Origin of the sequence: Mesorhizobium sp. LNJC391B00, assembly GCF_000502535.1 — a bacterium.
Classification (GTDB): Bacteria; Pseudomonadota; Alphaproteobacteria; order Rhizobiales; family Rhizobiaceae; genus Mesorhizobium.
The window spans coordinates 372,566-395,179 of record NZ_AYWI01000003.1 but is presented as its reverse complement, the minus strand read 5'-3'; the positions used below and the strand labels follow the sequence as shown (position 1 = coordinate 395,179).

17 protein-coding genes and 1 tRNA gene are annotated in these 22,614 nt (G+C 62.9%); 13 read left to right on the top strand and 5 right to left on the bottom strand.

Annotated features, from left to right (window positions below):
• Window positions 1-108 precede the first annotated feature (108 nt).
• The 3 genes from X750_RS155140 to X750_RS155150 form a co-directional block, all read right to left on the bottom strand.
• Window positions 109-182: transfer RNA gene (locus tag X750_RS155140), tRNA-Gln, on the bottom strand.
• 115 nt (window positions 183-297) lie between these two features.
• Entirely contained in the window at window positions 298-2,124 is a 1,827-nt protein-coding gene (locus X750_RS155145) for a DUF882 domain-containing protein (protein ID WP_023747147.1), read from the bottom strand.
• 391 nt (window positions 2,125-2,515) lie between these two features.
• A complete protein-coding gene (locus X750_RS155150; RefSeq protein WP_023747146.1) occupies window positions 2,516-4,054 on the bottom strand; it encodes a sigma-54 dependent transcriptional regulator in 1,539 nt (512 codons plus the stop codon).
• A 145-nt stretch (window positions 4,055-4,199) separates the two neighbouring features.
• Between X750_RS155150 and X750_RS155155 the strand changes: the two genes are divergently transcribed.
• The 12 genes from X750_RS155155 to X750_RS155210 all read left to right on the top strand — a co-directional run bounded on the left by X750_RS155155 (window position 4,200) and on the right by X750_RS155210 (window position 18,564).
• Window positions 4,200-6,038: a M3 family oligoendopeptidase gene (locus X750_RS155155; RefSeq protein WP_023747145.1), complete on the top strand. Its 1,839-nt coding sequence runs from the start codon at window positions 4,200-4,202 to the stop codon at window positions 6,036-6,038.
• Between the two features lie 414 nt (window positions 6,039-6,452).
• Window positions 6,453-7,169, top strand: coding sequence for a protein in NADH-ubiquinone oxidoreductase complex (locus X750_RS155160; RefSeq protein WP_023747144.1), 717 nt, complete (start codon window positions 6,453-6,455; stop codon window positions 7,167-7,169).
• 163 nt (window positions 7,170-7,332) lie between these two features.
• Complete coding sequence (locus X750_RS155165) at window positions 7,333-8,478, top strand: aminodeoxychorismate synthase component I (protein WP_023747143.1); 1,146 nt, start codon at window positions 7,333-7,335, stop codon at window positions 8,476-8,478.
• Window positions 8,427-9,089 carry an aminotransferase class IV family protein gene (locus X750_RS155170; protein ID WP_031242745.1) on the top strand — a complete coding sequence of 221 codons (663 nt, stop codon included), beginning with the start codon at window positions 8,427-8,429 and terminating at the stop codon, window positions 9,087-9,089. Before X750_RS155165 ends, X750_RS155170 begins: the two co-directional genes overlap by 52 nt.
• A gap of 52 nt (window positions 9,090-9,141) precedes the next feature.
• Window positions 9,142-10,065, top strand: a complete 924-nt coding sequence (locus tag X750_RS155175; protein ID WP_023747141.1) for a DUF3445 domain-containing protein — start codon at window positions 9,142-9,144, stop codon at window positions 10,063-10,065.
• A 2-nt stretch (window positions 10,066-10,067) separates the two neighbouring features.
• Window positions 10,068-11,306, top strand: coding sequence for a hypothetical protein (locus X750_RS155180; RefSeq protein WP_023747140.1), 1,239 nt, complete (start codon window positions 10,068-10,070; stop codon window positions 11,304-11,306).
• Window positions 11,307-11,433: 127 nt separating this feature from the next.
• Window positions 11,434-12,879 carry a homospermidine synthase gene (locus tag X750_RS155185; RefSeq protein ID WP_023747139.1) on the top strand — a complete coding sequence of 482 codons (1,446 nt, stop codon included), beginning with the start codon at window positions 11,434-11,436 and terminating at the stop codon, window positions 12,877-12,879.
• A 188-nt stretch (window positions 12,880-13,067) separates the two neighbouring features.
• The gene (locus X750_RS155190; RefSeq protein WP_023683250.1) at window positions 13,068-13,445 is read left to right on the top strand and encodes a hypothetical protein; all 378 of its coding nucleotides are present in this window, start codon (window positions 13,068-13,070) and stop codon (window positions 13,443-13,445) included.
• 197 nt (window positions 13,446-13,642) lie between these two features.
• Entirely contained in the window at window positions 13,643-15,670 is a 2,028-nt protein-coding gene (locus X750_RS155195; RefSeq protein ID WP_023747138.1) for a bifunctional UDP-sugar hydrolase/5'-nucleotidase, read from the top strand.
• 154 nt (window positions 15,671-15,824) lie between these two features.
• The gene (hemH, locus tag X750_RS155200; protein WP_023747137.1) at window positions 15,825-16,889 is read left to right on the top strand and encodes a ferrochelatase; all 1,065 of its coding nucleotides are present in this window, start codon (window positions 15,825-15,827) and stop codon (window positions 16,887-16,889) included.
• A gap of 158 nt (window positions 16,890-17,047) precedes the next feature.
• Window positions 17,048-17,998 carry an SPFH domain-containing protein gene (locus X750_RS155205; protein ID WP_023671952.1) on the top strand — a complete coding sequence of 317 codons (951 nt, stop codon included), beginning with the start codon at window positions 17,048-17,050 and terminating at the stop codon, window positions 17,996-17,998.
• 101 nt (window positions 17,999-18,099) lie between these two features.
• The gene (locus tag X750_RS155210; RefSeq protein WP_023686409.1) at window positions 18,100-18,564 is read left to right on the top strand and encodes an NfeD family protein; all 465 of its coding nucleotides are present in this window, start codon (window positions 18,100-18,102) and stop codon (window positions 18,562-18,564) included.
• An 86-nt stretch (window positions 18,565-18,650) separates the two neighbouring features.
• Here X750_RS155210 and X750_RS155215 read toward each other — a convergent pair whose 3' ends face one another.
• Window positions 18,651-19,646, bottom strand: a complete 996-nt coding sequence (locus tag X750_RS155215; RefSeq protein WP_023747136.1) for a KpsF/GutQ family sugar-phosphate isomerase — start codon at window positions 19,644-19,646, stop codon at window positions 18,651-18,653.
• A 150-nt stretch (window positions 19,647-19,796) separates the two neighbouring features.
• Here X750_RS155215 and X750_RS155220 point away from each other — a divergent pair, with 150 nt between their 5' ends.
• Window positions 19,797-21,581: an outer membrane beta-barrel protein gene (locus tag X750_RS155220; protein WP_031196517.1), complete on the top strand. Its 1,785-nt coding sequence runs from the start codon at window positions 19,797-19,799 to the stop codon at window positions 21,579-21,581.
• On the opposite strand, the gene galU is transcribed toward X750_RS155220, so the two are convergent.
• On the bottom strand, window positions 21,582-22,487 hold the full coding sequence (galU, locus tag X750_RS155225) for a UTP--glucose-1-phosphate uridylyltransferase GalU (protein WP_023671956.1): 906 nt from the start codon (window positions 22,485-22,487) through the stop codon (window positions 21,582-21,584).
• Window positions 22,488-22,614 lie beyond the last annotated feature (127 nt).

The window sequence follows — 22,614 nt, the reverse complement described above, 5'->3', positions numbered from 1 at the left end:
AAGGGAAGCGCTCCGCGCTTTCCCGGGAAAATCACAGTGTTCCCGGAATTGCACTCGGCACAAAAACCCGCCAGCTGCGCCGACCGGGTTTGCTACGCGTTGAGATTTTGGTTCCCGCTCAAGGGCTCGAACCTCGATTCACGCCTTCAAAGGGCGCTGTCCTACCATTAGACGAAGCGGGAATGCAGTTTGGTGGTTAGCATTCTGGGGCGATGGAAGCCAGTGCTCGATATCTCGCTAGAAGCAAAAGCCGCGCGGGTTGCCCAGCGCGGCTTCAATGTTTACCCCGTCGAGCTCTTACTTCGTCTGGAAGCGGGCGACCGAAAGGAATTTCACGGCATTGCCGGTGAAGCGGTTGGCATCGGCCATCTGGTTGTCCGCATGGAAGCCTGCGGTGTAGACCTCGCTCGGCGGCGTATGCACGATGTTGTAGGCATAGCGCGGCGCTGTCGTCGGGCTGGAAACGGTGGCGATGTTGTCGCCGCTGCTCAGCGCCCAGCGGGCCGCCTGCGGTTCGGCCGCCACCACCACTGCCTTCGGTCCTGGCTTCAGGTCGCGGGCCGAAGCCCTGGCTTCCTTGCGTGTCGTCTTGACGCCGGCGCCGATCACCGAGGCTGGATCGGTACCGGCGGGACGGGCAGCAATAGCGCCGCGCGGCGATGCGGCATCGACACCTGACGGATCGTTGAACGCCGAGCGCGGCTCAAGCGACGCAACCTGATAGTCGTCGGTAGCACCGGCTGTATCGGCGGCGCTGGCCTGTTCGAGAACCGCCTTGACCTCGTCCGGACGCCGCGACGGCAGCACCGAGAACGCGTCGGTTGCGGTCTGCTTGTGGGCAGCCGTATCGGCCAGCGCCAGCAGAACGCCCTTGTCCTGCGGCGCAAGCTCAGCCGGCGGCGAAGAGCGGTCGGGACGCCAGGTCGGCAACGGGACGTTGACCGCGACCTGCGCCGGAGCGGCAGCTTGATCGGCCCCCTGGTCGGCATTGCTCGCATCGGCCGTGCCGAACGGCACATTGGCCGGCGCCTGCGCCGTCGCCACCGTCTGTTCGGTGGTGGCATCGGCCACGCCGAACGGCACGGTCTCAGGTTGTTGCGCGCCGACATCGGCCTTCGGCCGCGGTGCGAAAGCGGGCAGCGGCACTTCCTTGGCGGGCAGCGCGGCCATGATCGTCTCCGGCGTGTCCTGCGGCTCCGAATCGTCAGCGCTGTCGTCGGCAAGCTGCGGAACGTTGGCGCGCTTGGCGTTCTGCGGCGACACGATCGCGATGCCAGGCAGATTGCTGTTGTTGTTGCTCGTGGCAGCCAGCACCGGCTTCACGCTTCTCGGCGGCGGCGCGGCGGTAGCGACATCGGCGCTGTCGTCGGCTTCGTCTTCACCGCCACCGCCAAAGAACGCGGACAGGAAGCCACCGGATTTCTTGGTGCTGCCGCCTGCGCTGGCCATCATGATGGCAGGAGAACCGGCGCCCTTGCGCGCCTTGTAGGAGGCGAGCGCCTGGTCATAACCCGGCAACGGCCTGCCGTCGCTCGGCACATGCAGCGTCTTGCCATTGGGGAACAGGCTGACCAGTTCCTGGCGGCTGATGCCTGGCCAATGCCGCACATTGCCGACGTCCATGTGGACGAAGGGCGAACCCGACGACGGATAGTAGCCGACGCCGCCGCCCTGCATCTTCAGGCCGATGTTGCGCAGCTTTTTCAGCGGCACACCCGGAATGTAGAAGTCCATCGCCTTGCCCAGCATATGCTGGCTTTCCTTGGCGACACCGCGGCTGCGGCTGCGCAGCATCGAATTGGTCGACGGCGAGCGATAGCCGCAGACGACCTGGATATAGTCGGTGGCGCCGGCCTGCCGGTAAGCTTCCCACACCAGATCGAGCAGGCGCGGATCCATCTTGGTCGGTTCGTTGCGACGCCAGTCGCGCAGGATGATGTTGATCTTCCTGAGGCCTGCCGGATCGTAGCGGCCATTGCGCTTGTAGACGATCTCGGCCTTTTCGTGCGTGTGGAGGTGATAGAGCTTGAGCGAGCGCGTTTCAGCGCTGGCGCCGGCAGCAGTTGCGGCGAGGAAAGCGAACGCAACGATCAACGCTGCCAGCCATCTCGGCCAGACGCCCATGTGATCGCGCCGCCCGTTTCTGTGTCGTTCGACTTTGTTCAAATCAAAAGGCCTTGCAGGCTGCCGTTTGTCCCCGGATTTGTCCAAACGGATGCGTGGTTCTCACATCCGAATATCGATCCTAATGGTTAATCATCGCTTATTGAAGCCGAAATGCGGTAACACCGTGGCGATATCCCGTCAAAAATAATACACAGGATTTCTTGGTAAACTGCTGGTTTAGATCAAGATTCAGCCTTTTCGCGCTACACGATCTGTTACCGCTGGCCTTAATGCGTGAACAACGCTGTCCGCATCAGCCATATTCCCGCCCCAACCCCCTTATGCAGCGCCGGATATGGCACGGCAAGCTGGTCCCGGCCTTGCGTTGGCAAGCTGTGGAATTCGGCGTTCAGGAGGCAAGGCGGTCGAGGCGACCGGTTTCCGGGTCGATGCCGTATTCCTTGAGCTTGCGGTAGAGCGTCGAGCGGCCGATGCCGAGACGCCGTGCGACCTCGCTCATCTGGCCGTTATAATGGTCGATGGCGAGCTTGATCATTTCGAGTTCGACATCGGCCAGCGCACGCACATTGCCACGCTCGTCCAGCGCCCGCAGCGTGCCGAAACGCTGAAGCAGCCTCGCCGGAGGGGCGGGCTCGGCAGCTGCAGTACCGGCGTCGTCAGTCTGCGCGCCATCGCCTTGCGATCCGGTGCTCAAGGCCATGCCGGGGTCCGACAAGGACGCATCGGCGTCGAGATTGACGGTGCCGTCGACCTGCGCCCGGATCTGCGGAAATTCGTCAGTCGTGAGCACATCGCCTTCGGCAAGCACCGAGGCCCTGAACACGGCGTTTTCCAGCTGCCTGATGTTTCCCGGCCAATCATACGCCTGCAGCATGGCCAGTGCGGCATCCGAGATGCCGTGCAGGCGATTGCCCGCCGGCGCCACCTTGTCCATGAAATGCTTGACCAGATAGGGGATGTCGTCGCGGCGGTCGCGCAGCGGCGGCACGACGATCGGGTAAACGTTGAGCCGGTAGAACAGGTCCTCGCGAAACTTGCCGTCCTTGACCTGCTGCAGAAGGTTGCGGTGCGTGGCCGAGATCAGCCTGATGTCGACCCTGACGGTGGAACGGCCGCCGACCGGATCGACCTCGCCATCCTGCACGGCGCGCAACAGCTTGACCTGCACGTCGAGCGGCAGGTCGCCGATCTCATCCAGGAACAGGGTGCCCGAATGCGCCTCGACGAACTTGCCGGTGTGCTTTTCGGTGGCGCCGGTGAACGAACCTTTTTCGTGACCGAACAGGATCGATTCGACCAGATTGTCGGGGATGGCGCCGCAATTGACGGTGACGAACGGCTTTGTGCGGCGTTCGCCGCTGCCCTGGATGGCGCGCGCCACCAATTCCTTGCCGACGCCCGATTCGCCCTCGATCAGGATCGGGATGTTGGAGGCCGCAGCCTTCTGGCCGAGGCGGATCACCCGGTCCATCGCCGGGCTGTGCGTGATCATGTCCTTGAAGGTCAGGTGGCCGCCGCGACGCCGCGACGTGCGCTTGACCTCGTCCTCGACCGCCTCGACCTTGAGCGCGTTGCCGACCGCGGTCTGCAGCCGGTCGGGAGACGCCGGCTTGACGACAAAATCGAAAGCGCCGTGGCGCATCGCCGAAACCACCGTTTCGATGCCGCCCTGCGCAGTCTGCACGATGACGGGAACAGTGATGCCGCGCTCGCGCATCGCCTTCAGCACGCCGATGCCGTCGAGGCCCGGCATGACAAGGTCGAGGATGACTGCCGAAATACCCCTCGCATTGGGTCCGTCAAGCGCGCTCAGACCGGCCTCGCCGCCATCGGCAACGATGGCGCTGTGGCCGAATTTCGTCACCGCCGCCTCGAGCAGCCGGCGCTGCACGGGATCGTCATCGACTATAAGAATGGAACCTGTCATGACTGATTTGAGTTGCCCGCCCGGGAAATTCCCATGGATCATCTTGGCACAGGGTTCTAAACAAGGTTTCAAAAAACCCGGTGAACGAATTCCTTAGGATTTGACCGGCTTGTCCTTTCCCCTTGATTCCAGAAGGTAATTGTTGATGAGCAGGATTCTCGGTCGGCAGCTTGCGGCGGTAGCGTCCGGTCAGGGCGCGGCGGAACTTGGCGACCTGCCGGAATGGAATCTCGCCGATCTTTATTCCGGCATGGAGGCGCCCGAACTGAAGCGTGACCTTGCCAAGGCGGCGGCCGACGCCGTCGCCTTCGAGAACCGCTGGAAGGGCACACTGGCTGCGGAGGCCGGGCGCGGAAGCGCCGGCAGGCTTGGCGAGGCGCTGACAGCCTATGAGGCGCTGGAGGAACTGATCGGCCGCATCGTCTCCTATGCCGGCCTGATCTATGCCGGCAACACCGCCGATCCGCAGCGCGCAAAGCTCTATGGCGACATCCAGGAAAAGATGACCGACGCCAGCGCGCATCTTCTGTTCTTCGCGCTGGAACTGAACCTGATCGATGACAAGGCGCTCGAATCCGCCCTCGCCGCCGACGCCGGCTTTGCCCATTACCGGCCCTGGGTGCTCGACCTCAGAATGGACAAGCCCTACCAGCTCGAGGATCGGGTCGAGCAGCTGTTCCATGAGAAATCGATCACCGGGCGCGGTGCCTGGAACCGGCTGTTCGACGAGACGATGACCGATCTGCGTTTCGACATAGACGGCGAGGAACTGACGCTGGAGCCGGCGCTGAACCGCCTGCAGGACGCCGATGGGGAGGTCCGCCGCCGCGCCTCCGAAGCGCTGGCCACAACCTTCCGCAAGAGCCTGCGCACCTTCACGCTGATCACCAACACGCTGGCCAAGGACAAGGAGATTTCCGACCGCTGGCGCGGCTTCGAGGACATCGCCGACTCACGCCATCTCGCCAACCGTGTCGAGCGCAGCGTGGTCGACGCGCTGGCATCGGCCGTGCGCGAGGCCTATCCGCGCCTGTCTCATCGCTACTACGCGATGAAGGCGTGCTGGCTGGGCATGGAGGTGATGAACCACTGGGACCGCAACGCGCCCTTGCCCGAAACGCCGCAAGCGGTGATTCCTTGGGATGATGCCAGGAACACTGTGCTATCGGCCTATCAGCGCTTTTCCCCCGACATGGCGGAGATCGCCCGCACCTTCTTCGACCGCAACTGGATCGACGCGCCGGTCAGGCCCGGCAAATCGCCCGGCGCCTTCGCCCATCCGACCGTGCCTTCGGCGCACCCTTACGTGCTGCTCAACTACATGGGCAAGCCGCGCGATGTGATGACACTGGCGCATGAACTCGGCCACGGCGTGCATCAGGTGCTGGCCGGCGGCCAGGGCGCGCTGATGGCTTCGACGCCGCTGACTTTGGCCGAGACGGCCTCGGTGTTCGGCGAGATGCTGACCTTCCGTTCGCTGCTCGACCAGACCACCGACAAGCGCGAGCGCAAGGCGATGCTCGCCCAGAAGGTCGAGGACATGATCAACACGGTCGTGCGCCAGATCGCCTTCTACGAGTTCGAACGCAAGGTGCATGCAGAGCGCAAGAAAGGCGAACTGACCTCCGACAAGCTCGGCCAGTTCTGGCTCGAGGTGCAGGCCGAAAGCCTGGGGCCGGCGATCAAGCTGCGCGAGGGCTATGAGGTCTTCTGGACCTACATCCCGCACTTCGTCCACTCCCCCTTCTACGTCTACGCCTATGCCTTTGGCGACTGCCTGGTGAACTCGCTCTACGCGGTCTACCAGAACGCCGAGCATGGCTTCCAGGACAAGTATTTCGAGATGTTGCGCGCCGGCGGCACCAAGCATCACTCGGAGCTTCTCGCCCCCTTCGGCCTCGACGCCACAGACCCCGCCTTCTGGCAGATCGGGCTCGGCGTGATCGGCGGCCTGATCGACGAGTTGGAAGTGCTCGACAGTTAATGCGCGCACCCATTGGACCGATGCCGCAGAGTGACAGGTTCAGGAGCGGTCTCGACTTTGCAGAATCGCAGAACAGTTTAGCCGGAATTCATGTGACGGCAGCGCTGTTCTTGTTCTAAATATCTGTTCTTGAATAACTCTCCGGCGAAATTTTCCGTTAGCTTTCCCGAAGCCGTATGATAGCTTTCCGACCGAAGCTCAGCCGGGCGCGCGGCTTAAGGCCGGACAGCATCCCGGCCCATGGCAGCGGTCTGACGAATGCGACAGCGACGGTTGGCAATGGGCGGGAAAGCCGAACGCCGACAGTCGACGACAGACCGGCTGTTCCCTGAGCCGCCGAACCACATTGGATGATCCGATCTGCCAAGGTCATGACTTGGGACGGCGGCGGACGGATCCGACTGGAGAGAGACGATGACCTTCTTTTACATTGTCCTGGCGTTCCTTGTAGGTGTGTTGGTTGGCTGGTTTATCTGGGGCCGGCTGCGCGGCGAACTCGACAGCTTGCGGGGTGATCTCGACCGCACCCGCAGCGAGCGTGACAGACTGCGCGCCGACGCCGATCGCCTGACCGGCGAACTCGACGCCTGCGGCAAGACCCGCGCCGATCTCGAACGCCGGCTGCGTGAAACATCGGCTCCATCCACCAAGCCTTCAAGTTCGGCGCCGGCTGCGCTGGTATCGACAGCGGCAACGGCCAAGTCCGCCCGGGCCGCGAAACCGGCCCCCGCCAAACCCGCCGCGGCCAAACCAGCTGCGGCCAAATCCGCGGCCGCAAAACCAGCGGCCAGCAAACCTGCCGCCGCCAAGGCCGCGCCCAAAGCCGCGGCTTCAAAGCCCGCCGCCGTCCCGAAGAAGGCCGCCCCGGCAGCTGGGAAGGCCGACAATCTGCGCCGCCTGATCGGTATCGGCCCGGTCAACGACAAACTGCTCAAGGGCCTTGGCGTCACCACCTACGCGCAGATCGCCGGCTGGACCGCGGCCGATGTCAAGCGCATCGAGGACACGCTGAATTTCGACGGCCGCATCGCCCGCGAAAAGTGGGTCGAGCAGGCCAAGCTGCTTGCCACCGGCGACGAAAAGGAGTTCGCACGCCAATTCCCGAGCGCCGGGACCGCCAACAACAGCTGATCTGTCATCGGCAACATAACCAGAAGGCGGCGCTCTCGGGCGCCGTCTTTGTTTTTGCATTCGCCACTGTCTTTGCGCCCTGCGACGCCGCTCCCTCGATTGCACGCCGCCCGGCCCCCATATAGAGCGGTTCTGGCGTCATCGACCGCAGTACCCGAGCCCCATGCCCCTGCCCTCTGCCATTTTCCGCAACGATGAAAGCGGCCGTCAGTTGGTCTTCGACCACCCGGCCGACATCATCATTGCCTATGATGCCAAGGATTTTCTGCCGGCGCTGGCGGCTGCGCAGGCGGCGAGCGATGCCGGCAAATGGCTGGCCGGCTATTTCTCCTACGAAGCGGGCTATCTGCTCGAACCGAAACTCGTGCCGCTGCTGCCTGAAGGCCGGCGTGCGCCACTGGTTTGTCTGGGTGTCTTCGATGCTCCGGTCGAAGAGGGCGTGCCGCGCAACGATGCGCCGGCCACCAATGGCCCCATCTTCGACGCCAGGGCCAGTTGGTCCGCTCAGGACTACGCCAGACGCTTCGCGCGCCTTCACGACCACATCCGCAAGGGCGATTGCTACCAAGGCAACCTGACCTTTCCGGTCCGTGCCCAATGGTCGGGCGATCCGCTTGCTGCCTTCGACGCACTGACAGGACGCCAGCCGGTCAAGTATGGCGCACTGATTTCGCTCGGCGATCCCATCGTCTTATCGCGTTCGCCCGAGCTGTTCTTCGAGATCAATGCCTTAGGCATGATCGAAACCCATCCGATGAAGGGCACCGCACCGCGCGGCGCGACCAAGGCCGAGGACGCGCGGTTGAAGTCCTTCTTGCGCAGCGACGAAAAGAACCAGGCCGAGAACCGGATGATCGTCGATCTCCTGCGCAATGACATCTCACTGATCAGCGAGGTCGGCACGCTGGAAGTCCCGGAACTGTTCCGCATCGAGAGCTACCCGACCGTCCATCAGATGGTGAGCCGTGTGCGGGCGAAGCTTCTGCCTGATCTCGGCATCCGCCAAGTCTTTGGCGCGCTGTTTCCCTGCGGCTCGATCACCGGCGCGCCGAAAATCCGCGCGATGGAAATCCTGCACGAGCTGGAAGACACACCGCGCGACGTCTATTGCGGCGCCATCGGCTGGATCGCGCCTGGCGGCATGATGCGCTTTTCGGTGGCGATCCGCACTATATCCCTCTTTTCCAGTGGCGAGGCCGTTTACAATGTCGGCGGCGGCGTCGTCTTCGATTCGACGGCGCAAGAGGAGTATCAGGAGTGTCTGCTGAAGGCGCGCTTCGCGACGGGGACACCGCCGATTTCGAGCTGATCGAGACCATGCGCTGGGAGCCCGGCCAGGGCTTTCTGCGCTTCGAACGCCATCTCGCACGCCTTTACGGCTCGGCGGAAGAACTCGGCTTTGCCTGCGATCCGCAGCGGATCGGCGAGGTGCTGGCGAATACTATCGGGGCGCAGCAGACGGCGCTGCGCACCCGGCTCGTCCTGCAGCGCAATGGCGAGGTGACGGCTTCTGTTCAGCGTTACGAGCCACTCGCCGCCGACAAGGTCTGGCGGCTGCGACTGGCGCGGGTCCGGCTCTCCTCCACCGACACGCTGCTGCGCCACAAGACCGGCCGGCGGCAAGTCTACACTCACGCCCGCTCCGAATATCTGATCACCCAGGCCGACGAAGTGTTGCTCGCAAATGAGCGCAGTGAAATCTGCGAAGGCACCATCACCAACGTCTTCGCCGATTTCGGTGATGGCATGCTGATGACACCCAGGCTCGACTGCGGCCTGCTGCCTGGCGTATTGCGCGCCGAGTTGCTGGACGAAGGCCGCGCCCAGGAGGCGATCTACAGCTATGACGAGTTGAAATCCGCCAAAACACTGTTCGTCGGCAATTCTCTGCGCGGCTTGATCCCGGCAACATTGGCCTGATACGAAGCGGCTGCGAGAATAACCGCCGGCATTGGACACTTTCTAGCGAAGCATGAATTCTCGTCAGCCCACGCACACGCCCTATGATGGCTCCTCAAAGCTCTTCACCATCGGGCTGAAGCCGCTCGAACTCGACAAGTGGATCGAGGTCGACCGGTATCTCTTCGACCATCTCGCCGAAAAGCGCCGGCTGTATGCCGAAATTCCCGACAAGGTGTTTGTCGAGGAAGACGGCACGCGCGACGCCCAGCGCGAAGTGCGCGGCCTCATCGAAGCACATCTGCTGTCGACATTTCCCGGGATGTACCGGCGCACCAATGCCGGGGTTGAGGTCATTGGCGCCAAAGCCGACTCTGACGCCACCTTCCCCGATGCCCCGCTGGTCGCAGCGTCGCTGCTCGTTCAGGAAGACCTGATCCTGATGCGCCGTGACGACACCGGCTGGCGGCTCGCCGCCGGCTCGCTGTGTTTCCCGTCATCCTGGTCGCTGGTCGAAAAATTCGGCCGGCCGCTGCAGCAGATCCACGCACCGGTGCCGGGCTTCGGTCCGGGCACCAGGCCGGCCGAGCTCATCAACCGCATGTTCGACGGCCTGCAGGGTCAGGCCGTCGAACGCTTCAACTGGTCGATCCAGGCCGGCGACGCGCTCTATCATCCGCTCTCCAATGTCGAGCGCATCGACCGTGCCACCAACCGCCCCTCGCGATTTCCCGACGGCGACGTCAACGCCCACGCCTTCATCCGCGTCGAGCGCCAGACGCTGCGCAAACTGCCTCTGTCGCGCGACATCCTGTTCACCATCCGCATCCATCTCGACCCGCTGAAAGTGCTGGCGCGGCATCCCGACCGGGCAACGCTTGCCGCCTCTTTCGCGGCGCAATTGCAGGCGCTGGATGAGGCTCAACTCGACTATAAGGGGATGACATCAGACCGTGACCGGCTGGTGCAACGCCTGCAAACCATGGCTCAGGAGTGACGATGATCCGAAAAATCCTGGAGCAAGCCGTATTGCTCGGTGCATTGCTGGCGTTGCCGGCAACGGCGCTCGCCGACCCCGTCACCTATGCCGGCAAGCTCGGCAACATCGACATCGTCGTCGAGTTTACCGGCGATCCGGCGACGGCTGGAGAGGCACAGGCGGCGCGCTATTTCTACCGCTCCAAGGGCGTCGATATTCCTCTGCAGGCGAAGTCGAGCAAGGGCGCCACCTTTCAATTGGCCGAGGAAGAAGCCTGCGATGCCAAGAAGTGCGGCGACGGCCAGGCTCCACCCATCGGCGCCGTCTGGCGGTTGAGTTCCGCCGACAAGGGCAAGACGCTGGAAGGCACCTGGACGGCCAAAAAGACCCTGCCGCTGAAGCTGACAAGGATCGCCAGCCGTGCCCAGACGGAGACGCCGGCGACGACGCCACGCGATCTCTATGATTTCACCGACATGACATTCTCGGGCGACGATGCGCCGATCACCATGGCGGCATCGCCCTACGACTATATCAAGCTGGATTTCGCGCCCAAGGCAGACGCCAAGGAAGGTTGGCCGGATGCAGCCTACAACTATGTCACCGATCCGCGCACCAAATTCGCCAGGCCGCGCATCGTCGATCTCGCCGGCAGTGCGCCGATCGAAGCCGCCAATGCCTTGCTGCAGAACCGCCATTGGCATGACAGCCTCAGCGCCTTGACGTGCGCGGCGCTGCAATACGCCGGCTTCCACGATGGACCACCGATGGAGGGCATGGATGACGATTCGCTTGGCGGCTACGAAGACACGACGTCCAAAGTGACGTCATTGACGCCGAAGCTGATGAGCTGGTCGGAATCCGGCAGCCTCTATTGCGGCGGTGCGCATCCGAACAACTATTCCGACGCCTATGTCATGGACGTGCGCCGTGGCGCCTTGCTTACCCTTCAGGACATGTTTTCCGATACGGGCGACGGCAAGCCAGGCCCCTCGCTGGCCGCCTTCGTCAGGGAGAACCGCAAGAAGCCAAGCGACCAGACCGAGGTGGATTACGAGGCCGAATGCGGCATCGACGATTTGATCAGCGACTATCTCGGCGCCAGCCTGAAGCGCGATGGCGACAGGCAGGTTCTGGTCTTCGGCCTGCAAGGTTTGCCCAACGTCATCCAGGCTTGCGGCGGCGATCTCGTTGAAATGCCGGTCTCCGAAGCACAAGCGCTGTTCACACCGGAATTCGCGAAACTGCTCGAACCGTAGGCGTATCTGCGCGGCCGGGAACTAACCTTATCCCTGCTTTTCGCTTTATTGTGACAATGATCTATGGTTTGTCGCGCGGCGGTCGAACGGCCGTTTTGGCGCGTTGCTTGAAGGAGTGCTCGATAAAATGGCGAATGAAAACTGGCCCGTTTACGGTGAAATCACCGGCCCTGTCGTGATGATCGGCTTTGGTTCGATCGGACGGGGAACGCTGCCTCTGATCGAGCGCCATTTCAAATTCGACAAGTCGCGCATGACGGTCATCGACCCGCTCGACACCGACCGCAAGCTGCTCGACGAGCGCGGCATCGCCTTCGTCCAGGAGCACGTGACCGAGAAAAACTACAAGAAACTGCTGACGCCGCTTTTGACCAATGGTGACGGCCAGGGCTTTTGCATCAATCTGTCGGTCGATACCGGCTCGGTCGACCTGATGCGGCTCTGCCGCAAGCTCGGCGTGCTCTACATCGACACCGTCGTCGAGCCGTGGCTCGGCTTCTATTTCGACGCCAAGGCCGACAATGCCAGCCGCACCAACTACGCGCTGCGCGAAGCCTTGATCAAGGAGAAGCACGACAAGCCCGGCGGCGCTACCGCGGTTTCGACCTGTGGCGCCAATCCGGGCATGGTCTCGTGGTTCGTCAAGCAGGCGCTGCTGAACCTTGCGGGCGACCTCGGCCTCGAGTTTTCCGAACCCGCGCAGGACGACCGTGACGGCTGGGCGAAGCTGATGAAGCAGGCCGGCGTCAAGGGCATCCACATCGCCGAGCGCGACACCCAGCGCACCAAGAAGCCGAAGCCGATGAACGTGTTCTGGAACACCTGGTCGGTCGAAGGTTTCATCTCGGAAGGGCTGCAGCCGGCCGAGCTCGGCTGGGGCACGCATGAGAGATGGATGCCGAAGAACGGCAAGGAGCACAAGCATGGCTCCAAGGCTGCGATCTATCTCGAACAGCCCGGCGCCAACACCCGCGTGCGCTCCTGGTGCCCGACGCCGGGCGCGCAATACGGTTTCCTGGTGACGCACAATGAGGCGATCTCGATCGCCGACTTCTTCACCGTGCGGTCGAAGAAGGGGAAGGTGCAATACCGCCCGACCTGCCACTATGCCTATCACCCCTGCAACGACGCCGTGCTGTCGCTGCACGAAATGTTCGGCGCTGCCGGCAAGCCGCAGCCGATCCACCATGTGCTTGACGAAAACGAACTGGTCGACGGCGTCGACGAGCTTGGCGTGCTGCTCTACGGCCATGCCAAGAACGCCTACTGGTACGGTTCGCAGCTGTCGCTGGCCGAAGCCCGCAAGCTGGCGCCCTACCAGAACGCTACCGGCATGCAGGTCACCTCGGCCGTGCTCGCCGGCATGGTCTGGGCGCTGGAAAACCCGGAAGCCGGCATCGTCGAGGCCGACGAGATGGACTACAGGCGCTGCCTGGAAGTGCAGTCCCAGTATCTCGGACCGGTCAAGGGCTACTACACCGACTGGACGCCGCTCGATAACCGTCCGGGCCTGTTTCCCGAGGACCTCGACAAAAGCGACCCGTGGCAATTCCGCAACATCCTCGTTCGATAGCGGTTCCATACCCCTGCCTCACTGCCTTGCAATCGCCCGGAAATCGGGCGATTGAAGGGATGCGGACGAGAGCAGTGTGCATCCATTTGGACGCACGAGGGACGGCTCTGGAAACTTGAGGCCACGCACATCGTGTTCTCCAAAGCGTCGTTTGACGATTGGGCCGATGCGTCAGGAGAGGATTTGATATGACGATTGCGCGCAAAATTCTTTCTGCGGGCGCGGCGGGCGCTCTTGCGACGATGCTTGCCGCCTGCACCACCGGCGGCTCCGACGGGCCACCGATCTCATCGCAGGCGCGAGGCGTCGAAGGCTCATGGCTGAACGCCGAAGGCAAGGCGGTCTCGACATTGAACGGCGGCGTCTTCACCACCGTTTCGGCGGAGACCGGTGAGAAATTCGCTGACGGCAGCTACACCAAGACCGGCGCCACCTCGGTCGAGATCAACGGAACCTCGCTGATCCGGCAGCAGCCAATCGCTTTCAACTGCCTGCTGGTGTCCATAAACCAGCTGAATTGCACCAGCTCCGCCGGGCAGAACTTCGTGCTGACCAGGCGCGGCTGAACCTTTCCCATGCGGCTTTGCGGATGGCGGCGGCGCGATGCCGCCGCCTTTTTTATGCCGGCAAACCGATGCCGGTTATCCGCCCTGATTCTTCTTGCATCGCCACAACCGCGATGTGAACATACCCGAAATGCTGGCTGTTATCCTGCAGTCGGGCAAGAGCGCTAAACGCCTTTGATCATATCCGGGAGACGAAGATGAAGAAGCTCGCCGCCATTGCCGCCCTCTCTGCCTCGACACTCGGCCTGTCGGCCGCACCATCCTTTGCCGACTACACGTTGAACATCCTGCATTTCAACGATTGGCACAGCCGCATCGAAGGCAACAACAAATACGAGTCAACCTGCTCGGCCGAGGAAGAGACCAAGGGTGAGTGCATCGGCGGCGCCGGCCGGCTGGTCACCGCGATCGCACAGGAGCGCAAGAAGCTCGAAGGCCAGAACGTGCTGCTGCTCAATGCCGGCGACAGCTTTCAGGGATCGCTGTTCTACATCACCTACAAGGGCACGGCGGAGGAGGAATTCCTCAATCAGATCAAGCCCGACGCGGTGACGCTCGGCAACCACGAATTCGACGATGGCGAGAGCGCGCTGGTGCCTTATCTCGACAAGGCGAAGTTCCCGATCGTCAGCGCCAATGTCGTGCCCAACGACAAGTCCGGCGCCGCAGGCAAGATCAAGCCGTCGATTGTGCTTGAGGTCGGCGGCCAGAAGATCGGCATTGTCGGCGCCGTGACCAACGACACGCCGGAACTCGCCTCTCCCGGCCCCAACATTACCATCGAGGACGACGTCAAGTCGATCACCGCCGAGGTCGAGAAGCTGAAGGCGCAAGGCGTCAACAAGATCATTGCCGTCACCCATATCGGCTACAGGCGCGAGCGCGATGTCATCGCCAAGATCCCGGGCATCGATGTGGTGGTCGGCGGCCACAGCCATTCGCTTCTGTCCAACACCGACCCGAAGGCTGAAGGCCCCTACCCGACGATGGTCGACAACCCCGACGGCTCCAAGGTGCCTGTCGTGCAGGCCGCGTCCTATTCGAAATATCTCGGCGAATTCAAGGTCGTGTTCGACGACAATGGCAACGTCAAGGAAGCCAGCGGCGACCCGATCTTCCTCGACAAGTCGATCACTCCCGATCCGGCCGTTCTTGCCCGCATCAAGGAGCTTGGCGCGCCGATCGAGGCGCTGAAGAACAAGGAAGTGGCCGAGACCACCGAGGCCATCGACGGCAGCCGCGAAAGCTGCCGCACCAAGGAATGCGCGATGGGCAACCTCGTCTCCGACGCCATCCTCGACCGCGTCAAGGGACAGGGCGTCGAGATCGTCGTCTCGAATGGCGGCGGCCTGCGTGCTTCGATCGACAAGGGCACCGTCACCATGGGCGAGGTGCTGACCGTGCTGCCGTTCCAGAACACGCTGGCGACCTTCCAGATTTCCGGCAAGGATCTGGTTGCCGGGCTGGAAAACGGCGTCAGCCAGGTCGAGGACGGCGGCGGCCGCTTCCCGCAGGTGGCAGGTCTCAAATACTCCTTCGACAAGTCGGTCGCGCCCAATGCCGGCCGAGTCAAGTCGGTCGAGGTGATGCAGAACGGTGCCTGGGCGCCGATCAATTCGGACAAGGACTATCTGGTCGCCACCAACAATTACGTCCGCCAGGGCGGCGACGGCTATAAGGTCTTCGCCGAGAAGGCCAAGAACGCCTATGATTACGGCCCGGGCCTCGAACAGGTGGTCGCCGACTATCTCGCCGCGCACCGGCCCTACACGCCCAAGCTCGACGGCCGCATCACCGAGGTTGCCGCAACCGTAGCGGCTGCCCCGGCCGCCGAGCCGGCAAAACCAGCCGAACCGGCACCTGCTCCAGCGGAACCGGCAAAATCGGCCGAGGCTGCACCGGCGGAGCCGGCGATGCCCGCATTGCCGGCAGGCTCCGGCGACATCACCACCACGCCGCCGACTGTCCCGGCGGAAACCGCCCCGGCAACGCCGGCTCCGGCCGAACCGGCAAAACCGGCCGAAGCCGCACCTGCTCCGGCAAAGCCGGCTGACGGCGCCCCGGCCGAAGCCAGCCATGTCATCGTCGCCGGCGATACCTATTGGGATCTCGCCAAGAAGGCCTACGGCGACGGCGCCAAGTGGAAGGTGATCTCCGAGGCCAACAAAGGCTACGAGCCACGCCGGCTTCCGGTCGGCGCGAGCTTGACCATTCCGGCGAAGTAACCTCGCTTCGCGCTTGCGACCAGCAAAATCCGTCCGGGAAACCGGGCGGTTTTTGGCTTTCAGGGTAAGGTGCGGCCAGACGCAGCATTGAAAACTCGCGCCGCATCGCTAGGTTCGCCCGACATCGTCGGTTTCGCGGTGTCGGGAGACCTTCATGACGCTTTCCACGCCTGTCGACCCCAAAGCCGCGAAAGCGCTCGACCTGCTGCCGGCGGGACATCCGCCGGTAAACGCAGGCAAGATCGGCGTCATGCTGGTCAATCTCGGCACGCCCGACGGTACCGATTTCAAGCCGATGTGGCGCTATCTCCGCGAATTCCTGTCCGATCCGCGCGTCATCGAACTCAACAAGGCGATCTGGTATCCGATCCTCTACGGCTTGGTGCTGACCACCAGACCGAAGAAGTCCGGCGCCAATTACGCCAGGATATGGAACCGCGAGAGGAACGAGTCGCCGCTGCGCACCTACACCCGCGCGCAGAGCGAAAAGCTGGCCGCAGCGCTCATCGACCTACCCGATGTCGTGGTCGACTGGGCGATGCGCTACGGCAACCCCTCGACCGCGAGCGTCGCTCAAAGGCTGGTCGAACAAGGCTGCGACCGCATCCTGTCGTTCCCACTCTACCCGCAATACTCCGCGACCACCACCGCGACCGCCAACGACCAGCTGTTTCGCGCCTTGATGAAGATGCGCCGCGCGCCTGCCGTGCGCAGTGTTCCGCCCTACTATGACGAGCCGGTCTACATCGAGGCGCTCGCCCATTCGATCGAACGGCATCTGGCAACGCTAGACTTCGAGCCCGAGGTGGTCATCACCTCCTATCACGGCATCCCGAAGCCCTATTTCGAGAAGGGCGATCCCTATCACTGCCACTGCCAGAAGACGACACGGCTGTTGCGTGAACGACTGGGGTGGGATGAAAAGAAGCTGATCATCACCTTCCAGTCGCGCTTCGGCGCCCAGGAATGGCTGCAGCCCTACACCGACAAGACGGTCGAGAAACTGGCGAAGGACGGCGTGAAATCGATCGCCATCGTCAACCCAGGCTTTTCCGTCGACTGCATCGAGACGCTGGACGAAATCGGCCGCGAGGCGGCCGAGACCTTCCATCACGCCGGCGGCGAGAAATTCGCCCACATCCCGTGCCTCAACGACAGTGCAGAAGGCATGGCGGTGATCGAGGCGATGGTGCGGCGCGAGCTGTCGGGCTGGGTCTGAGGCCGCCACGTTGCGGCGATCGATCGCCGCAGTTGCGCTATTCCATGCACTAATAATCAACGATCACCTGATTGTAACATTATTGAAACACACCTAAGTGTTTGGTGAAGTCGGTTGCATGGAATCAACGCCATGGCCGGCATCTGAGGGAGATTCAAATGGACTTCAGTGGTTTCGGTATTGCGATTGGTGCGCTTGCCTTTCTGGTATTGGTGCTTCTTATCAAAGGCATCCGGACAATCCCGCAAGGCTATAATTATACGGTGGAGCGCTTTGGTCGTTACACCAAAACACTAAGCCCCGGCCTCAACCTCATCGTGCCGTTCGTCGACCGAATCGGCGCCAAGATGAACATGATGGAGCAGGTGCTCGACGTTCCGAGCCAGGAAATCATCACGCGCGACAACGCCATTGTGGGCGTCGACGGCATCGCCTTCTACCAGATCCTCAATGCGGCCCAGGCCGCCTACCAGGTCGCCGGCCTGGAGAACGCCATCCTCAATTTGACGATGACCAACATCCGTACCGTCATGGGCTCGATGGACCTCGACGAATTGCTGTCGAACCGCGACGCCATCAACGAGCGCCTGCTGCGCGTCGTCGACGAAGCGGCGCATCCGTGGGGCATCAAGATCACCCGCGTCGAGATCAAGGATATCAATCCGCCGGCCAACCTCATCGAATCGATGGGTCGTCAGATGACCGCCGAACGCAATAAGCGTGCGCAGATCCTCGCCGCCGAAGGCCTCAAGCAGTCGCAGATCCTCGAGGCCGAAGGCCGCAAGGAAGCCGCCTTCCGCGACGCCGAGGCGCGCGAACGCTCGGCCGAGGCCGAAGCGCGAGCCACCCAGGTTGTATCGGAAGCCATCTCCAAGGGCGACGTGCAGGCACTCAATTACTTCGTGGCGCTCAAATACACCGAAGCGATGGGCAAGATCGGCACCGCTAACAACAGCAAGGTCGTGCTGATGCCGATGGAAGCCTCGGCGCTGATAGGCACCCTCGGCGGCATAAGCGAGATCGCCAGGGAGGTGTTCCGCAGCGAAGGCACCGCCGGCGCCGCCAGGCAGGCCGCCCGCCCTCCGGTGGTTCGCCCAAGCGAAAACTGAGATCGGGCGAGAACTGAGATCATAAGAGCATGATCCCGAAAAGTGGGAGCCGGTTTTCGGAAAAGATCATGCTCTCAAACAAGAACTAGGAGCGCACTCCCATGTTCGACCGCATCATTTCCGAACTTGGTCCGTGGAACTGGATGGTTCTGGGCTTCGTCCTCCTGGTGATGGAGGTCATCGCGCCAGGAATATTCATGCTGTGGATCGGCATCGCCGCATTGGTGATCGGTGTGATTTCCCTGCTCGTCTGGGACGCAAGCTTCTGGGCCTGGGAAGTCCAGGTCCTCGCCTTCCTGGCCCTGTCGCTGGTCTCGGCCCTTGCCGGAAAGAAGCTGGTTGGTGGGCGTAATACCCCTAGCGACCAGCCGCTCCTCAACCGGCGCGGCGCGCAGTTGGTCGGCAGGATGGCAACGCTGGCCGAGCCGATCAAGGACGGTCGCGGCCGCATCAAACTCGGCGACACACTGTGGCGCGTCTCCGGTCCCGACCTGCCGGCCGGCACGCAGGTGCGCGTCGTCAGTTCGGCCGACACCGATCTGGAACTGACCGTCGAGGCAGTTTGACATTTCGAAAGCGCATGGCGCTTTCGATCCGGAAAATCAGGCGCGTCGCCTAGGGCTTCCCGAACGCGACGCGTCCTTTGATTTTTTCAGGCGGCGCCGATGCGCAGCAGGTCGTGCAGATGAACCAGTCCCACGAGCCGCCTGCCTTCGACCACCATCAGGCTCGTAATGGCCGAATTGTTGATAATCTGCAGCGCCGTCGCCACCAGCGTGTCCGGTGTGGCCGTCTTCGGCTTTTTCGTCATCACCTGATCGACGCTCATTTCCATGAGATTGCTGCCGATGTGACGCCTGATGTCGCCATCGGTGATGATGCCCACCAACGCGCCATCCGCCGTCGCGATCGCCACGCAGCCGAAGCCCTTGTTCGACAATTCGAGGATCGCCTCGCGCATGCCCGTGCCGGAAGCCACCAGCGGCAGCCTGTCGCCGACATGCATGATCTCGTGGATCTGCGTGAGATTGGCGCCGAGCTGGCCGCCGGGGTGGAACGTGCGGAAATGGTCGGGCGTGAAGCCGCGCGCTTCGAGCAGCGCTATGGCCAGCGCATCGCCGACCACCAGTTGCAGCAGGGTCGATGTCGTCGGCGCCAGACCGTGCGGGCAGGCTTCCGGCGCGGACGGCAGGAGCACCACCACGTCGGCCGCGCGCGCCAGCGCCGAGGCCGCGCCCGCGGTAATCGCAATCAGCGGGATCGAGAAGCGCCTGGAATAGGCGACGATGCCCATCAACTCTTTGCTCTCGCCGGACCATGACATGGCGATGATGGCATCGTCTCTGGCGATCATGCCAAGGTCGCCATGATTGGCCTCCGCCGGATGGACGAAGAAGGCAGGCGTGCCGGTCGAAGCCAGACTAGCCGCGATCTTAGTGCCGATATGGCCGCTTTTGCCGACGCCGGTGACTATGACGCGGCCATTGATGCGCGACACCATGTCGACGGCGCGGGCGAAAGGTTCGGCCAGTTCGTTCTCCAGCGCGGCGGCCAATGCCGCCACGCCGGCCTGTTCCGTGGCTACCGTTCTCAGCGCCGAGGCGACCGAAGCCTCCAAAGGCTTCTTTTCTGGGGATCCCGCATGCATGGCTGATGCGATTAGCGCTTTGCCGTTCGCCTGTCCAACAGAATTGCCGTCCAGCCATGTCGTATAGGCACACCTTCAACCCTCCGTTAACCATCCCCGTTTACGGTTCGGTAAGTATGGCGCGCTTGCGCCGCGCAAGCAGTGGTGACGATGTCGCGGGCCCAGCCTCAAGAGAAAAAAGGTCGAACGGGCAGAGCCTTTTGCGCTCTGCTTCTGGCGACGAGCGTGCTCGCTTTGCTGCGGCCAACTGCGCTTCATGCCCAGGAGACCGAGCTGCGCGGCGAAGTTTCGGAATCGGCGATCCTGTCCGACCAGCAGCGCCGGGCCAGGCAATTGAGCAAGGCCAACACGCAGGTCAAGCCCGCCCCTGCCGACACCGCCCCCACGGGAAACACGCCAACCGCTTATGTGCCGGCCAGCGATGGCGCCTTGCCTGACGACACCGACCCGTCACAGGCCGGCGCAAACAGCATTTTCGACCCGCCGGCGACCATCGACGATTCGTTCGCCGACAAGCCGCCAACCGTCCAGCCACGCCGGCCATCGACGGCAAAACAACGCGCCGCCGCGGATGCAGACAAGGCCAAGGACAAAACCAAGGCTGCCGACAAGAAGAAGCCTGGCAAAGCCACGGACCAGACCACCACCGCCGCGACTCCGGACGGCACTGCGGCAGGCGACGCCGATCAGGACACAGCGAACGGCCGTGTCCTCACCGTCGGCGGTGTCGACCGACGAAAGCTCGACCCCGGCGCCGAGCGCACCGGCGCCATCGAGGGCCAGAAGAAGAAGCTCGAGGACGACCCGTACGCGGCAACCGGCATCAAGGTCGGCTCGTTCCTGCTGCGGCCGACGCTCGAGCAGGGCGTTGCCGTCACGTCGAACGCCGATTCCAGCGCTGGCGGCAAGTCGGCGGTGCTGTCCGAAACGGCGCTCCGTTTCTCCGCCGCCTCCGATTGGCGCGAGAATTCGGCGGTCATCGACGGCTACGGCAATTTCCGCAACACCATTTCGGGCCAGAAGATCAATGAGGCACGCGGCCGTATCCAAGGCACGTACAATGTCGACCTCGACAATGAACTGCGCGCCATCGCCAAGCTCGGCTACGAGATTGCGCCGGAATCGGCCTCCGCGCCCGACGCCATTGCCGGCGTCACCTCGCAGCCGATCCGCCAGACTGTCGACGGCAGCCTCGCCGTCGAGAAGGATGTCGGCAAGCTGCGCTTTGCGCTGACCGGTGCGGTCTCCCACGACATCTATGGCGATGCCGAACTTACCGATGGCACCTCGCTGTCGCAGAAGGACCAGGACAACACGCTCTACACTGCAACGTTGCGGACCGGCTATGAAATTTCCCCGGCTCTGACGCCCTTTGCTGAGATTGAGCTCGGCCGCCGGGTATATGACCAACGGATCGACAACAAGGGCTTCGAGCGCTCTTCGACCCGGCTTGGCGCGCGCGCCGGTATCGAAGTCGACATGGGCGAGAAGCTCAAGGGTGAGTTCTCGGCCGGCTGGCTGAGGGAGGCGATCGACGACAAGAACCTGGAGGCGATTTCGGGAGCCACCATCAATGCCGACCTCAAATGGTCGCCCGAGCGCGGTACCATCATCGGCCTCACCGGGCGAACCACGGTCGAAGGCACGACGAATGCCGGTAAGAGCGGCGACATCCTCTATTCCGGCCGCCTCACCGGCGAGCGGCAGATCCGCGCCGACCTGACCGGCAACGCAGCCCTTGGGCTCGACTGGCGCAATTACACCGGCTCCGACGGCCATGACATGACGCTGAGTGCAGAGGCCGGGCTGACCTGGTGGCTGAACCGCTATGTCGGCCTCACCAGCCGCGCCCGCACCGAAAAGCTGACCAGCAATCTGCCCGGGCGCAACTACACCGCCAACAGCATCTATTTGGGGCTGAAGCTGCAGCGGTAGCTAAAAAGCAGCGCCGCGACGCTCGGACGGCTTCATTTCATCGAGCAGCGTGCGGATGACGCCGGCCATGTTCTCGTTCATGTCGCTGCGCCACAGCGCGAAGGCGACATTGGCCTCGACGAAGCCTTCCGGCGAGCCGCAATCGAAGGTGCGGCCCTGAAAGTGGTAGCCAAAGAAGGGCTGCTGCTTTTCCAGCTTCAGCATCGCGTCGGTGAGCTGGATCTCGTTGCCGGCGCCCTTTTCCTGGCTTTCGAGGATCTTGAAAATCTCGGGCTGCAGGATGTAGCGGCCGTTGATGTAGAGATTGGACGGCGCGGTGCCGGTCTTCGGCTTTTCGACCATCTCGGTGATGCGGAAGCCGTGATGCGTGTCCTCGCCGCGGCCGACAATGCCATATTTGTGGGTCTCGGCCGGATCGCATTCCTGCACCGCGATGATGTTGTTGCCGGTCTCCTCGTAGAGCTCGACCATGGCCTTCGTGCAGCTCTTCTCCGACTGCATGATCATGTCGGGCAGCAACAGCGCGAAGGGTTCGTCGCCGACCAGTTCGCGGGCGCACCAGACGGCGTGGCCGAGACCCATCGGCACCTGCTGGCGGGTGAACGAGGTCTGCCCCGGGGCCGGCTGCAGCCGCTGCAAGCGGGCCAGCTGGTCGTCCTTGCCGCGCTGTGCCAGCGTATCATAGAGCTCGAACTGGATATCGAAATGGTCTTCTATGACCGCCTTGTTGCGGCCGGTGACGAAGATGAAATGTTCGATGCCGGCCTCGCGCGCCTCATCGACGACATACTGGATGACCGGCCGGTCGACGACGGTCAGCATCTCCTTGGGAATGGCCTTGGTGGCCGGGAGAAACCGTGTGCCGAGACCGGCGACCGGGAAAACTGCCTTGCGAACTCGCTTCATGCGTCAATTATCCGTTTGAGGGCGTGCCCGGCAATCCCGCCTCGCGACATTTTCGCGCCGGAATTGTGGATTATCGGGCCATTGAGGGAAACATCAACCGGTAAAGCATCCAGGTGTCTTTTCGTTC

Bases quoted from the DNA above. Each gene is read 5' to 3' on its own strand.
- X750_RS155180 (WP_023747140.1), top strand. From the start codon at position 10,068: ATGATCCGAAAAATCCTGGAGCAAGCCGTATTGCTCGGTGCATTGCTG.
- X750_RS155150 (WP_023747146.1), bottom strand. From the start codon at position 4,054: ATGACAGGTTCCATTCTTATAGTCGATGACGATCCCGTGCAGCGCCGG.
- X750_RS155195 (WP_023747138.1), top strand. From the start codon at position 13,643: ATGAAGAAGCTCGCCGCCATTGCCGCCCTCTCTGCCTCGACACTCGGC.
- X750_RS155210 (WP_023686409.1), top strand. From the start codon at position 18,100: ATGTTCGACCGCATCATTTCCGAACTTGGTCCGTGGAACTGGATGGTT.
- X750_RS155205 (WP_023671952.1), top strand. From the start codon at position 17,048: ATGGACTTCAGTGGTTTCGGTATTGCGATTGGTGCGCTTGCCTTTCTG.
- X750_RS155175 (WP_023747141.1), top strand. From the start codon at position 9,142: ATGAATTCTCGTCAGCCCACGCACACGCCCTATGATGGCTCCTCAAAG.
- X750_RS155160 (WP_023747144.1), top strand. From the start codon at position 6,453: ATGACCTTCTTTTACATTGTCCTGGCGTTCCTTGTAGGTGTGTTGGTT.
- X750_RS155190 (WP_023683250.1), top strand. From the start codon at position 13,068: ATGACGATTGCGCGCAAAATTCTTTCTGCGGGCGCGGCGGGCGCTCTT.
- X750_RS155220 (WP_031196517.1), top strand. From the start codon at position 19,797: ATGTCGCGGGCCCAGCCTCAAGAGAAAAAAGGTCGAACGGGCAGAGCC.
- hemH (WP_023747137.1), top strand. From the start codon at position 15,825: ATGACGCTTTCCACGCCTGTCGACCCCAAAGCCGCGAAAGCGCTCGAC.
- X750_RS155215 (WP_023747136.1), bottom strand. From the start codon at position 19,646: ATGCATGCGGGATCCCCAGAAAAGAAGCCTTTGGAGGCTTCGGTCGCC.
- X750_RS155165 (WP_023747143.1), top strand. From the start codon at position 7,333: ATGCCCCTGCCCTCTGCCATTTTCCGCAACGATGAAAGCGGCCGTCAG.
- galU (WP_023671956.1), bottom strand. From the start codon at position 22,487: ATGAAGCGAGTTCGCAAGGCAGTTTTCCCGGTCGCCGGTCTCGGCACA.
- X750_RS155155 (WP_023747145.1), top strand. From the start codon at position 4,200: ATGAGCAGGATTCTCGGTCGGCAGCTTGCGGCGGTAGCGTCCGGTCAG.
- X750_RS155185 (WP_023747139.1), top strand. From the start codon at position 11,434: ATGGCGAATGAAAACTGGCCCGTTTACGGTGAAATCACCGGCCCTGTC.
- X750_RS155145 (WP_023747147.1), bottom strand. From the start codon at position 2,124: ATGGGCGTCTGGCCGAGATGGCTGGCAGCGTTGATCGTTGCGTTCGCT.